Below are 13,170 nucleotides of genomic sequence, written 5' to 3' on the forward strand. Positions count from 1 at the left end.
ATGCTCTACGACGCCTATGAATTTCAGCGTTCGATGCTCGCCAGCGCAGGCGCAATGGCCAATTTCGGCGCAGGGATGTTGCAGAACCCGGCAAACCCGTTCGCCTATCTCGGCGGCGGTCAGGTCATGGCATCTGCACTCGAGGTATTCGCGCACGCGGCTGCGGTACGCGGGAAGCCCGCCTTCGGGCTCGATCACACGACGGTGAATGGCCGCGAGGTCGCGGTGCACGAGCAGATCGTGCTGCAAAAGCCGTTCGGCCAGCTCAAGCGCTTCTCGCGTGAGGGCATCGAAGGCGGCCCGCGGCTACTGATCGTCGCCCCGATGTCGGGCCATTATGCAACGCTTCTGCGCGGCACGGTCGAACGGATGCTGCCCTTCGCCGACGTCTACATTACCGATTGGCGCGACGCGAAGCTGGTGCCGACCAGCGAGGGGCGCTTCGATCTCGACGATTACGTCGATTATCTCGTCGCCTTCCTCGAAGCGATCGGCGCGGATGGCGAGAAGGGCGGGGCGCACATGCTCGCGGTCTGCCAGCCGTCGGTGCCCGCTTATGCCACCGCCTGCCTGATGAGCGCGCAAAAGCATCCCTGCCGCCCCAAGACGCTGACGATGATGGGCGGCCCGATCGACACGCGCGAGGCGCCCACTGCGGTGAACCAACTTGCCACGCAGCGCCCGCACGCCTGGTTCCAACAGAATGTGATCGCCACCGTACCGATGACGTATCCGGGCGCCGGGCGGAAAGTCTATCCGGGCTTCCTGCAGCTCACCGGGTTCATGTCGATGAACCTCGGCAATCACATGATGAGCCATTGGGAGATGTTCAAACATCTCGTCGCCGGCGACGGCGAAAGCGCCGATCTGACCAAGGATTTCTACGACGAATATCGCGCGGTGTGCGACATGACTGCAGAATTCTATCTCCAGACGGTCGATCTTGTTTTTCAGACGCACGCGCTACCGAATGGAACGATGATGCACCGCGGCAGGCCGATCGATCCGGCCACGATCACCGACATTGGCATCCTCGCGATCGAGGGCGAGCGCGACGATATCTCGGGGCTAGGCCAGACGAAGGCGGCGCTATCGCTCGCGCGCAACCTGCCGGCCGATAAGAAGAAATATTACATGGCCGAAGGCGTTGGCCATTATGGCATCTTCAACGGATCGAAGTGGCGCGATCACATCGCCCCGGTGCTCGAAGACTGGATCACCGCGCACGATTGATCCGGCGCCGCCCGATCGAGCGGCGCCGGATTTCTGGCTTAGGCGAGCGAGTCGACCACCGCGTGGCTCGACGATTCCGATCCGTGGATCGTCCCGCCGAACAGCATCTTCAGCCGTCCGCTGATCGCGACATCGGTCTCCCAGAGTTCAGCCGAGGTGATGTCGAAGCGATTGAGCCGCGCTTCGGCCTTGCCGTTCGGGAACCACGCCTCGACGCTGTTGTCCCAGAGCTTGTCGATCGTCGCCGCGCTGGTCTCTTCCGACACGCGGCCGGCAAGGCACGCGAAGAAATCATGTCCCTTGCCCACGAACTGCGCCATCGCCTCGCCGCCCTTGGCGATGCGATTGTCGTGCGCGGAGAAGATGAACAGCGTGTTGGGCTGCTCGTCGTCGAGCTTCACGTTCATTGGCTCGGAATGGTTGCCGTCGTTCAGACCGATCATGATGAACGGGCTGTCCTCAAGCTTCTTGAGGAAGGTTTCGGCGACTTCCTGCGGGCTGTCGTGATCGGCCATTTGTGCTCTCCTGCTTTAGATCAGTCCGCAGAACGAGGGGAGGCGGGGTTGGTTGCGCGGGTGATATCCCAATGACATCATTGATGTCGGCAGCAATCCCGCTGCCATCACGGTAAGGTGCAACTATGTCGTTCGCCGAACTGTGCCTCTTTCTGACGGTATTGATCGCCTTCGCGACCTTGGTCGTGAAGGTAATTGAAGCCAGCAGGAAGTAGGGTGCCGGGCGGGGCTCGTGTAGCAGCACGGGCCCCAAACGAAATGAGCCCCGACCGTAGCAGCGGTCGGGGCTCGGTAAGGCGCCTATGTCTACGCCGATGGTTTAGTTACGCGGTCCGGCGTAAAATTTCAACCTTACAGCACCTCGAACAACCCGGCTGCGCCCATGCCGCCGCCGACGCACATCGTCACGACGACGTACTTCGCGCCGCGGCGCTTGCCCTCGATCAGCGCATGGCCAGTCATCCGCGCGCCCGACATGCCGTACGGATGGCCGATCGAGATCGCCCCGCCATTCACGTTGAGCAAATCGTTCGAGATACCCAGCTTGTCGCGGCAATAGATCACCTGCACCGCGAACGCCTCGTTCAGCTCCCACAGGCCAATGTCGCCGACGCTCAGCCCGAACCGTTCGAGCAACTTGGGGATCGCGAACACCGGCCCGATGCCCATCTCGTCGGGCTCGGTGCCCGCCACCGCCATGCCGACATAGCGGCCAAGCGGCGTCAGCCCCTTCGCGATCGCGACCTTCTCTTCCATAAGCACACTCGCCGATGCGCCGTCCGACAGCTGCGACGCGTTGCCGGCGGTGATGTTGAGATCCGGCCCAAGTACCGGCTTGAGCGACTTCAGGCCCTCAAGCGTCGTATCCGCGCGATTGCCCTCGTCCTTCGACAGCGTGACTTCCTTGTACGAGACTTCCTTCGTCTCCTTGTTCACCACTGCCATGTTGGCGGTCACCGCGACGATCTCGTCGTCAAACTTGCCCGCGGCCTGCGCGGCGGCGGTGCGCATCTGGCTCTGATAGCCATATTCGTCCTGCGCATCGCGGCTGATGCCATAGCGCGTGGCGACCATCTCCGCGGTCTGCAGCATCGGCATGTAGATGTCCTTGTGCATCGCCACGAGCTCGGGGTCGGGCTGCACGCGCATCTGCGGCGTCTGCACGATGCTGATCGAATCCATGCCCGCGCCGATCGCGACGTCCATGTTGTCGACCACGATCTGCTTGGCTGCGGTGGCGATCGCCATCAGCCCCGAGGCGCACTGGCGATCGAGCGACATGCCCGATACCGACGTGGGGAGGCCAGCGCGCAGCAGCGAGGTGCGCGCGATATTGGTCGCCTGGGCGCCCTGCTGCAGCGCGGAGCCCATCACGAGATCCTGCACCTCGGCGCCGTCGATCCCGGCGCGCTCGACGGCGGCCTTGATCGCGTGGCTCGCGAGCGTGGGCGAGAGCATGTTGTTGAACGCACCGCGATAGGCGCGGCCGATCGGCGTGCGGGCGGTAGAAACAATGACGGCAGAACGCATGAGTGTGTTGTCCTTCTAATTCCCCCATTTCTTGCTCCTCTCCCGCTTGCGGGAGGGGTCGGGGGAGGGGATGTCTGTTGAAGGGAAGGCGTCACGTGCGGACAGGCCCTCCCCCTAACCCCTCCCGCAAGCGGGAGGGGAATCGTTCACGCAAAAACCTGCGTGATCCACTCGGCGATCATCGCCGGCTTTTCGGAGCCTTCGATCTCGATCGTCGTCTCGGTGGTGAACTGATACTGGCCGGGGCGCTTTTCCTCGAACTCGGTGAGCTTCGAACGGCCGCGCACCTTCGAACCCGACGGCACCGGCGCCAGGAAGCGCACTTTGTTGCCGCCATAGTTCACGCCCATCTTCACGCCGTCGAGCCGCGGCATGTCCGGGTTCTTCGCCGACAGCAGTGGCAGCAGCGACAGCGTGAGGAAACCGTGCGCGATCGTCGTGCCGAACGGCGTCTGCGCGGCGCGCACCGGATCGATGTGGATGAACTGATGATCGCCCGTCGCATCGGCGAACTTGTTGATCATCTCCTGCGTCACTTCGACCCATTCGGACACGCTTTCGGTGCCGATCGAAGCCTTCATCTCGTCTGCCGTCATGAGGTTTCCCCTTGGCTGTTCACCCCCGTTCGTGGGCTCCGCGCCCCTGTACGCGCGGCCCCCGCGTGCTCGCAACCCCACTCGACCGAAAGCTGGAAAAACCGGCATTGCATGAGCAGCATCGCGGCGCCCGCAGCGAACCTGATCTTCTAAAACGCTTTCGGGCCAGCGCGCCGCTTGCGCGCGCCACCATAAATAATGTTATGGTGCGCCAACGGCCGCAACAGTGGCGGCGATTTGGGAGAGGCAGCTTGGCTTACGAGCAGATCATCTACGACGTGGCGGACGGGATCGCGACGATCACACTGAACCGGCCCGAGAAACTCAACGCCTTCACCGGCACGATGATGACCGAGATGATCGACGCGTTCGACCAGATCGACGCCGACGACAACGTGCGCTGCGTCATCGTCACTGGCGCGGGCCGCGGCTTCTGCGCCGGCGCCGACCTGTCCGCGGGCGCAAAGACGTTCGACTATGACAAGCGCACCGACCGCCCCGATAAGGGCAGCGGCACCGGCGAATTGAGCTACGAGATGGAAGAGGCACGCGACGGCGGTGGCCGCCTGACGCTGCGCATCTTCGAATGCCTGAAGCCAGTGATCGCGGCGGTGAATGGCCCGGCGGTGGGCATCGGATCGACGATGCAGCTCGCGATGGACATACGCATCGCCAGCGACGCCGCGCGCTTCGGCTTCGTCTTCGCGCGCCGCGGCATCGTGCCCGAGGCGGCATCAAGCTTCTTCCTGCCGCGCGTCGTGGGGATCAGCCAGGCGCTCGAATGGTGCTATTCGGGCCGCGTGTTCGATGCGCAGGAGGCGCTTAACGGCAAATTGGTGAAGCAGGTCGTGCCCGCCGCCGACCTGATCGCGACCGCCACTGCGCTCGCCCGCGAAATCGCCGACAACACCGCGCCCGTGTCGGTCGCCCTGACGCGGCAGATGCTGTGGCGTGGGCTGGGGATGAGCCACCCGATGGACGCGCACAAGATCGACAGCCGCGCGATCCTGTCGCGCGGCCGCTCGGGCGATGCGAAGGAGGGGGTCACCTCGTTCCTCGAGAAGCGCCAGCCGACGTATCCGGACAAGGTATCGGCCGACATGCCGGATTATTTCCCGTGGTGGGATGAGCAGAAGTACGGCTGATACCGCGACATCGATCCGACGAGCGCCTACAACCGCTCGCCATGACGATCGATGACGACAAGCGCCTCGCTGCACAAGCCGCCGTCGCGGAGGTGCGCGACGGGATGGTGGTCGGGCTCGGCACGGGCTCGACCGCCGCCTTCGCCATCGCCGCGCTCGCCGCGCGCATCGCTGACGGCCTTCACATCCAGGCTGTCGCGACCAGCGAGGCGAGCGCCCACGCGGCGTTCGCGGCGGGAATCGTGGTGCGCGATTTCGCTGACTTCGCCACGCTCGACCTCGCGATCGACGGCGCCGACGAGGTCGATGCGCGGCTTTGGGCGATCAAGGGCGCCGGCGGCGCGATGCTGCGCGAGAAAGCCGTCGCCGCCGCGGCGCGCCGCATGATCGTCATCGCCGACGGATCGAAGCACGTGGCGGCGATCGGCGCCGCAAAGCTCCCGGTCGAGGTGCTGCCCTTCGCCCGCGCCTTCGTCGTCGCGCAACTCGAAATCTTGGGCGCGACGGTCACCGTCAGGCCCGATTACGAGACTGACAACGGCAATCTCGTCGCCGACTGCCGCTTCGCCGCAATGCCCGATCCTCGCGCGCTCGCCGCCGCGATCGACGCCATCCCCGGCGCGCTCGGCCATGGCCTGTTCCTCGACGAAGTCGACGCGGCGTACATCGCGTCGCGCGGCGTGGTCACGCGACTGAAGCGACCTTAAACCAGCAGCCCGATCGCATTGCCGAAATTGTGCAGCACGATCGGCATCGCCACGCTTCCGGTCCGCAACCGCAACCAGACAGCGATCAGCGACGGCACGGCGGTCAGCGCCATGACGATCGGGTCGAACGACAGGCTGCCGTCCGCATAGCCGAACGCGTGCGCGAGCCCGAACAGCGCGCACGACACGATCGCGCCCCACCCCCAGTCGACCCCCAGCCAGCGCACCCGCGAAAGGAACGCCCGATCAAGCGCCAGCAGCAGCAGCCCGCGATAGAAAATCTCCTCCTCCAGCCCCGGCATGGTCAGCTGAAAAGCGATCGTCTCGCGCGATGGAGGGTCGTCAGGGAAAGCGAGCGCGATGGCGAGGAAGAAGCCACAATAGACGAGCACGACCGGCACCGCTGAAAGCAAGCTACCCCGCGCCTGCCGCAGCGTGATGCCGGCGTGTCGCCAGCCGAACGCCGGCAGCGCAGCGATGCCCAGCGTCGCCGCCAGCGCCAGCAGCTTGCCCTGCCAGTTCCATCGCGCGTCCGGAACCAGCTCGGGCAGCAGCCCATAGCCGCGGGTCAGCAGCGCGTCGTTGAGGATGACCAGCCCTGCGGCGATGGCGAGCCAGCGCCAGTCGACGCTGCCTGGCCGCACCAGCGCGATCACGCCGCCCGCCGCGAACAGCATCGCGACAATGCACGCGATCGAAACCAGGCCGTCCATCCCGCTTTCCCCATTAATTCCGCGAGGGACATGCTGAAACAGCGATCCTGTACGCCCGCTTTACGCGCGGAAACGTTACGCGACTGGAACACCGCAGCCCAAGTGATTAGAGGAGCGCTGACTCGGCAACCGGGCATCGACCCGCGCGTTCGACCAATAATCCGATGAGGGCTTCGATGACTGATAACGCTACCACTGCGCCGGCAGACACCGACGGCCTTCACGAGGATGGCTCGCCCGAGCGGCTCGCCATCGATACGATCCGCACACTGTCGATGGATGCCGTGCAGGCCGCAAACTCGGGCCACCCCGGCACGCCGATGGCGCTGGCCCCGGTCGGCTGGACGCTGTGGACCAAGTTTCTGCGCTACGATCCCAATCACGCGCACTGGCCCAACCGCGATCGCTTCATCCTGTCGGTCGGCCACGCGTCGATGCTGCTCTACTCGCTGCTGCACCTCGCCGGCGTAAAGCAGCCCGATGGCGCACCCGCGGTTAGCCTCGACGACATCAAGCAGTTCCGCCAGCTCAGCTCGAAGACGCCCGGTCACCCCGAGTACAGCCACACCGTCGGCGTCGAGACGACGACCGGGCCGCTCGGGCAGGGCTGCGGCAATTCGGTCGGCATGGCGATCGCCGAGCGCTGGATGGCGGCGCGCTACAACCAGCCGGGCGCGACGCTGTTCGATCACGATGTCTATGCGCTGTGCGGTGACGGCGACATGATGGAAGGCGTCGCGGCGGAGGCGGCCAGCCTCGCCGGCCACCTCAAGCTGTCGAACCTTTGCTGGATCTACGACAGCAACCACATCTCAATCGAGGGCGGCACCGATCTCGCGTTTGACGAAGATGTCGGCATGCGCTTCGACGCGTACGGCTGGAACGTCGTCCACGTCGATGATGCGAACGACGTGGCCGCGCTGACTGCCGCGTTCGACACGTTCCGCGCCGCCACTGATCGCCCGACGCTGATCATCGTCCATTCAGTGATCGGCTGGGGCAGCCCGCGCGCCGGCAGCGAGAAGGCGCATGGCGAGGCGTTGGGCGAAGAGAATGTCCGCCTCACCAAGCAGGCCTATGGCTGGCCCGAGGATAAGAGCTTCTACGTGCCCGATGGCGTGCAGGAGCATTTCGCCCAGTCGATGATCGATCGCGCCGCGCCGCTGCGCGAGGCTTGGGAAGAAACACTCGCGAAGTATCGCACCGAGCATCCCGAGCTTGCCGCGGAAGTCGATGCGATCCTGTCGGGCGCGCTTCCCGAGGGTTGGGACTCGGACATCCCGAGCTTCGAGACCGACGCCAAGGGCCTCGCCAGCCGCGATGCGAGCGGCAAGGTGCTGAACGCGATCGCCAAGAAGATGCCGTGGCTGATCGGCGGCTCGGCCGATCTCGCGCCGTCGACCAAGACCGACATCAAGGGCGAGGCATCGTTCTCGGCGAACAATTACGCCGGGCGCAACTTCCACTTCGGCGTGCGCGAACACGCCATGGGTTCGGTCGTCAACGGCATGGCGCTGTCGGGGCTGCGCAGCTACGGCAGCACCTTCCTTGTCTTCCTCGATTACATGCGACCGCCGGTGCGGTTGTCGGCGCTAATGGAGCTCGGCACAACTTGGGTATTCACGCACGATTCGATCGGCGTGGGCGAGGACGGCCCGACGCACCAGCCGATCGAGCAGATCGCGATGATGCGCGCGACCCCCGGCCTCGACACGATCCGCCCGGGCGATTCGAACGAAGTCGCCGCCGCCTGGCGCTGCATCATCGAGGACGGGCATCAGCCCGCCGCGCTGGTCCTGTCGCGCCAGGCGCTGCCGACGCTCGACCGTAGCAAGTACGCGAGCGCCGATGGCGTGAAGCAGGGCGGCTATGTGCTCGCCGACAGCGACGGCACGCCCGACGTGATCCTGATCGCCACCGGCAGCGAAGTGAGCCTCGCGATCGAAGCGCACGAGAAGCTGGTCGGCGAAGGCATCAAGAGCCGCGTCGTCTCGCTGCCGAGCTGGTATCGCTTCGAAAAGCAGTCGGCGGAGTACAAGGAAAGCGTTCTGCCCGCCGCCGTCAGCGCTCGGGTTGCGATCGAGATGGCGGGTGAGATCGGCTGGGATCGCTACGTCGGGCTGAAGGGCCAGACGATCACCATGTCGACCTTCGGCGCCTCGGCGCCGATCGCCAAGCTCGCGGACAAATACGGCTTCACCCCGGACAAGGTCGTCCAGGTGGCCAAGGACGTGATGGGTCGTTGATCGACCAACTGGAGACGTAAGAAGATGGGCAAGCTCAATGATCTCGCGGGCCTCGGCCAGGCGGTGTGGCTCGATTTCGTCGACCGCAAGTTCCTTGAGGCCGGCGGGCTCAAGGCGCTGGTCGAGGAGGACGGCGTGACCGGCGTCACGTCGAACCCGACGATCTTCCAGAAGGCGATGGGCGAGGGCACGGCCTATGACGGCACGCTTGCGGCGTTCGACAAGGAAAACCCAGGCGCGGCGACGATGGATCGGTACGAACATCTCGCGATCCAGGACATCAAGGCCGCGGCGGAGACACTCGCGCCGGTCTACGAGCGGCTCGACGGCAAGGATGGCTATGTCAGCCTTGAGGTGTCGCCCTATCTCGCCAACGACACCGATGCGACGATCGCCGAGGCGCAGAAACTGTGGGCCGCAGTGGATCGGTCGAACCTGATGATCAAGATCCCCGGCACCCCTGCGGGCGCTCCCGCGATCTCAGCAACGATCGCGGCCGGGATCAACGTCAACGTGACGCTGCTCTTCTCGCAGGCGTCGTACGAGACGGTGGCGCTGGCCTATGTCGCGGGGCTCGAGCAGCGCGTGGCGCGCGGCGAGCCGATCGACCGCATCGCGAGCGTCGCCAGCTTCTTCATCAGCCGCATCGACGCCAAGATCGACGAGAAGATCGACGCCGGCGTCGGCGGTGACGAAGCGAAGGCGTTGAAGGGCAAGGTCGCCATCGCCAATGCGAAGCTCGCTTATGCCTGGTATCAGGATTTCATCGCGTCCGATCGCTGGCAGGCGCTCGCCGCGAAGGGCGCGCAGCCGCAACGGCTGTTGTGGGCCTCGACCGGTACCAAGAACCCCGATTTCCCTGACACGCTATACGTCGACACGTTGATCGGGGCGGACACGGTGAACACCATGCCGCCCAAGACGCTCGACGCGTTTCGCGAGCGCGGCACCGCCGCGGTCACGCTCGACAAGGAGGTCGATGCCGCGCGGCAGGTGCTGGCGGACGTCGAGCGGCTCGGGCTCGATCTTGGCGAGGTGACCGATACGTTGGTCGAAGAGGGCGTCGCCTCCTTCTCCAAGTCGTTCGACGAACTGCTCGCTTCGATCGCCGTGAAGCATCCGGCGGAGGCTTGATCCGCGAAACGCTGGCTTTCCGTGTCGCTTCCGGAACAAAGTGACCGGGCCGGGGCTTCGTCAGCCGCACCCCGAATGGCTCTAGGGAGTTCCTCGATATGAAGATCGGCATCATCGGCCTCGGCCGCATGGGCGGCAACATCGCGCGGCGGCTGATGCGCGGCGGGCATGAAGTCGTCGTCTGGGATCGCAATGAAGAGGCGGTGACGACGCTCGCCGGCGAAGGCGCGATCGCCGCCAGTTCACCCGCCGACATGAAGGGCAAGCTCGATACGCCCGCGATCTACTGGATCATGCTTCCCGCCGGCGCCCCGACCGAAGATACGATCCGCGACCTGAGCGCGCAGGATTGCGTTGCCGGCGACATCATCATCGATGGCGGCAACACCTTCTGGAAGGATGACGTTCGCCGCGCAAAGGCGCTCAGCGAGAAGGGCGTCCATTACGTCGACGTCGGCACCTCGGGCGGCGTCTGGGGGCTGGAGCGCGGCTATTGCATGATGATCGGCGGCGACAAGGAGACGGTCGATCTGCTCGATCCGATCTTCGATACGCTCGCGCCCGGTATCGGCTCGGTGGCGCGCACGCCCGACCGCAATGGCGAGAACGAGGATGCGCGCGCCGAGAAGGGCTATATCCACGCCGGCCGGGCAGGGGCCGGGCATTTCGTGAAGATGGTCCATAACGGCATCGAATACGGGTTGATGCAGGCCTATGCCGAGGGTTTCGACATATTGTGGGGCCGCAACGTCGATCATTTGCCCGAAGAGGAACGCTTCGATTTCAACCTCACCGACATCGCTGAAGTCTGGCGGCGCGGCTCGGTGATTTCGTCGTGGCTGCTCGATCTCACCGCCGCCGCGCTCGCGAAGGATCAGAAGCTGGCGCAATTCTCCGGCAGCGTCGCCGATTCGGGCGAGGGTCAGTGGACGATCCAGGCCGCGATGGAGCAAGCGACGCCGGCATCGGTGCTCACTACCGCGCTATATGCCCGCTATCGCAGTCGGATCGACGACATGTTCGGCGACAAATTGCTCTCCGCCATGCGCTACGGCTTTGGCGGCCACGTCGAGATCCCACAATGAGTGTGCCCGCATGACGCTCGTCGTATGCGATGTCGATGGCACGCTCGTCGACAAGAACAAGCAGGTGACCGCGCCGACGATCGCCGCCGTGAAGCGGCTGCAGGAGGCAGGGATCGGCTTCACGATCATCAGTGCCCGGCCACGGTCGGGCCTAGCGCCGGTCGCCGACGCGCTCGCGCTCGATACGCCGATGGGTGCGTTCAATGGCGGCATCGTATTTCGGCGCGACGGGACGGTGCTGTGTCACCACACCGTCGAAGCCGTAGTCGCGCGCGGCGTGATCGAGCTGGCGCATGACGTACCGGTCGACATCTGGGTCTTCGCCGACGATCAATGGTTCGCCTCCAGCGCGGAAGGCGAGCACGTTCCCAGCGAGCGCGTCTCGTCCGATCAGGAGCCGGTGATCCGCGCCGACTTCGCCGATCTGCTCGATCGCGCCGACAAGATCACCTTCGTCAGCGACGAGCCCGCGGTGCTCGACGGGCTCTACGATGCCGCGATCGCGCAGTTCGAGGGCCGCGCGACGATCGGCAAGTCACAAACCTATTATCTCGACGTCACCGCCACCGCCGCCAACAAGGGCGATGGCATCGCGACGCTGGCGCACGCGATGGGCGTGCCGCTCGACCGCACGATCGCGATCGGCGATCAGGCAAACGATCTCGCGATGTTCGCCCGCGCCGGCCGCGCCATTGCGATGGGCAACGCTACCGACGCGGTGAAGGCCAAGGCCGCCGACGTCACGCTCGGCAACGACGCGGACGGTGTCGCGCACGCGATCGATAAATTCATCCTGGGGAGAATGATGTGAAGCAGTTGGTCGCCTTCGATCTCGATGGAACGCTCGCCGAGAGCAAGCAGGCGATCCAGGAGGATATGGGCGAGGCGCTGGCCGATCTGCTCGGCGTCGCGCATGTCGCGGTGATCTCGGGCGGCGATTGGCCGCAGTTCGACAAGCAGGTCGCCTCGCGCCTGCCCGAGCGCGCCGACCGCGCGAAGCTGTGGCTGATGCCCACCACCGGCACGAAGCTGTTCACTTGGCGCGACGACAAGTGGGGCTCGGTCTACGCCGAACTCTTCACCGACGAACAGAAAGCCAAGATCCTCAAGGCGTTCGACGAGTCCCTCGAAGCGACCGGCTTCGTCCCCGAAGAAACCTGGGGCGAGCGGATCGAGGATCGCGGCAGCCAGATCACCTTCTCCGCGCTCGGCCAGCAAGCGCCGATCCACGCCAAGGAAAGCTGGGATCCCGATTTCGCCAAGCGCAAGGTGATCCAGGCCGATCTCAAACAGCGTCTGCCGGGCCTCTCGATCAACATGGGCGGCGCCACCTCGATCGACATCACGCAGGAAGGCGTCGACAAGGCCTATGGCTTGAAGCGCCTTCGCGACGAAAGCGGCATCGCGCTCGATGCGATGATGTTCATCGGCGACGCGATCTTCCCCGGCGGTAACGACTATCCCGCCAAGGAACTCGGCCTCGATACGGTGCGCGTGCGCGACCCGAAGGAAACGCTCAGCGTCATCGCCGCAATCGTCGCCTGCCAGAAATAATACCGACGCTCACCACCAACCCCGTCGCCCCGGCCCCAAGCCGAGGTGACGCGCGGCCGTCGGATCAATCTCGCCCGAGCGTATCCAGCGGCTGCGTATCGAGGTGCGCCAAGATCCGCGTCAACGCCGCAATGTTATGCTCCTCCTCGGCGCTATCGAGCGCGTCCTCCAGCACCGCACGAATATTGTCCGCATCGACCCGCTCCATCTCCCAGCTTGGATACAGGCGCTCGCGCTTATCCTCACTCCGGTCGAGTTCGACGATATCGTAATGGCGCGGATCGCCATGCAGGCTCGCGATCAGCTTCTGCACTTCGGCCCCCGGCCCCTCGATCCACTGGAAAAAAACGCCGCTGCCGAACACCAGCACGCCAGTGATGCCGTGGTCGTGGTTATGGCGTTGCGCCGCTTCGATGAGCCGGTGGACCTCGGCCTCGTCGACGCCTTCTGCGGCACGACTGCAATAGACGAAGGTATAAAGCGTCGGCGCGGCAGGATCGACATCAGCGTCGCCCGGGAAACCGTATTCGTCGAACATGGATTGGCTCGCTTTGTCTGGATCGGGCAGGCTGTACCACCCGTGGCTCCGTGCCGAGTTAGCGCATCCGTTTGATCTATGTAAGGAAGCAGTGGCCGATCGCCCGTGTGACGCCTGCTGAAAGCATTCGGAGGCAGCGAATTCTGTTGAGGCTTCGCCGTGACATCCGCTGCG

The 13,170-nt window shown here is 64.9% G+C and carries 13 protein-coding genes; 8 read left to right on the forward strand and 5 right to left on the reverse strand.

Annotated features, from left to right (window positions below; all coding sequences use genetic code 11):
• A complete protein-coding gene (locus tag LLW23_RS14155; protein ID WP_228946139.1) occupies nt 1-1,233 on the forward strand; it encodes a polyhydroxyalkanoate depolymerase in 1,233 nt (410 codons plus the stop codon).
• A 38-nt stretch (nt 1,234-1,271) separates the two neighbouring features.
• On the opposite strand, the gene LLW23_RS14160 is transcribed toward LLW23_RS14155, so the two are convergent.
• The 3 genes from LLW23_RS14160 to LLW23_RS14170 all read right to left on the reverse strand — a co-directional run bounded on the left by LLW23_RS14160 (nt 1,272) and on the right by LLW23_RS14170 (nt 3,874).
• Nucleotides 1,272-1,748 (reverse strand): pyridoxamine 5'-phosphate oxidase family protein, encoded by a 477-nt coding sequence (locus tag LLW23_RS14160; RefSeq protein ID WP_228946140.1) that lies wholly within the window; start codon nt 1,746-1,748, stop codon nt 1,272-1,274.
• Nucleotides 1,749-2,099: 351 nt separating this feature from the next.
• The gene (locus LLW23_RS14165) at nt 2,100-3,278 is read right to left on the reverse strand and encodes an acetyl-CoA C-acyltransferase (protein WP_228946141.1); all 1,179 of its coding nucleotides are present in this window, start codon (nt 3,276-3,278) and stop codon (nt 2,100-2,102) included.
• A gap of 146 nt (nt 3,279-3,424) precedes the next feature.
• Entirely contained in the window at nt 3,425-3,874 is a 450-nt protein-coding gene (locus LLW23_RS14170; RefSeq protein WP_228946142.1) for a MaoC family dehydratase, read from the reverse strand.
• A gap of 251 nt (nt 3,875-4,125) precedes the next feature.
• Here LLW23_RS14170 and LLW23_RS14175 point away from each other — a divergent pair, with 251 nt between their 5' ends.
• Together LLW23_RS14175 and rpiA are read left to right on the forward strand one after the other, a co-directional pair.
• Entirely contained in the window at nt 4,126-5,019 is an 894-nt protein-coding gene (locus tag LLW23_RS14175; protein ID WP_228946143.1) for a crotonase/enoyl-CoA hydratase family protein, read from the forward strand.
• A 41-nt stretch (nt 5,020-5,060) separates the two neighbouring features.
• Nucleotides 5,061-5,726 carry a ribose-5-phosphate isomerase RpiA gene (gene rpiA / locus LLW23_RS14180; protein WP_228946144.1) on the forward strand — a complete coding sequence of 222 codons (666 nt, stop codon included), beginning with the start codon at nt 5,061-5,063 and terminating at the stop codon, nt 5,724-5,726.
• On the opposite strand, the gene LLW23_RS14185 is transcribed toward rpiA, so the two are convergent.
• A complete protein-coding gene (locus LLW23_RS14185; RefSeq protein ID WP_228946145.1) occupies nt 5,723-6,439 on the reverse strand; it encodes a CPBP family intramembrane glutamic endopeptidase, BDIM_20840 family in 717 nt (238 codons plus the stop codon). The two genes, rpiA and LLW23_RS14185, sit on opposite strands and share 4 nt — an antisense overlap.
• A 176-nt stretch (nt 6,440-6,615) precedes the next feature.
• Between LLW23_RS14185 and tkt the strand changes: the two genes are divergently transcribed.
• From tkt to LLW23_RS14210, 5 genes are all read left to right on the forward strand, one after another.
• Nucleotides 6,616-8,685, forward strand: coding sequence for a transketolase (gene tkt, locus LLW23_RS14190; RefSeq protein WP_228946146.1), 2,070 nt, complete (start codon nt 6,616-6,618; stop codon nt 8,683-8,685).
• Between the two features lie 24 nt (nt 8,686-8,709).
• The gene (tal, locus tag LLW23_RS14195) at nt 8,710-9,819 is read left to right on the forward strand and encodes a transaldolase (RefSeq protein ID WP_228946147.1); all 1,110 of its coding nucleotides are present in this window, start codon (nt 8,710-8,712) and stop codon (nt 9,817-9,819) included.
• Nucleotides 9,820-9,917: 98 nt separating this feature from the next.
• Nucleotides 9,918-10,904, forward strand: coding sequence for a phosphogluconate dehydrogenase (NAD(+)-dependent, decarboxylating) (gnd, locus tag LLW23_RS14200; protein WP_228946148.1), 987 nt, complete (start codon nt 9,918-9,920; stop codon nt 10,902-10,904).
• Nucleotides 10,905-10,914: 10 nt separating this feature from the next.
• Nucleotides 10,915-11,715, forward strand: a complete 801-nt coding sequence (locus LLW23_RS14205; RefSeq protein ID WP_228946149.1) for a Cof-type HAD-IIB family hydrolase — start codon at nt 10,915-10,917, stop codon at nt 11,713-11,715.
• Complete coding sequence (locus tag LLW23_RS14210; protein ID WP_228946150.1) at nt 11,712-12,458, forward strand: HAD-IIB family hydrolase; 747 nt, start codon at nt 11,712-11,714, stop codon at nt 12,456-12,458. The genes LLW23_RS14205 and LLW23_RS14210 overlap by 4 nt, the downstream gene beginning before the upstream one ends.
• A 64-nt stretch (nt 12,459-12,522) precedes the next feature.
• Here LLW23_RS14210 and LLW23_RS14215 read toward each other — a convergent pair whose 3' ends face one another.
• On the reverse strand, nt 12,523-12,996 hold the full coding sequence (locus LLW23_RS14215) for a BLUF domain-containing protein (RefSeq protein WP_228946151.1): 474 nt from the start codon (nt 12,994-12,996) through the stop codon (nt 12,523-12,525).
• Nucleotides 12,997-13,170: the final 174 nt, after the last annotated feature.

It is taken from the genome of Sphingomonas radiodurans (genome assembly GCF_020866845.1).
Classification (GTDB): Bacteria; Pseudomonadota; Alphaproteobacteria; order Sphingomonadales; family Sphingomonadaceae; genus Sphingomonas; species Sphingomonas radiodurans.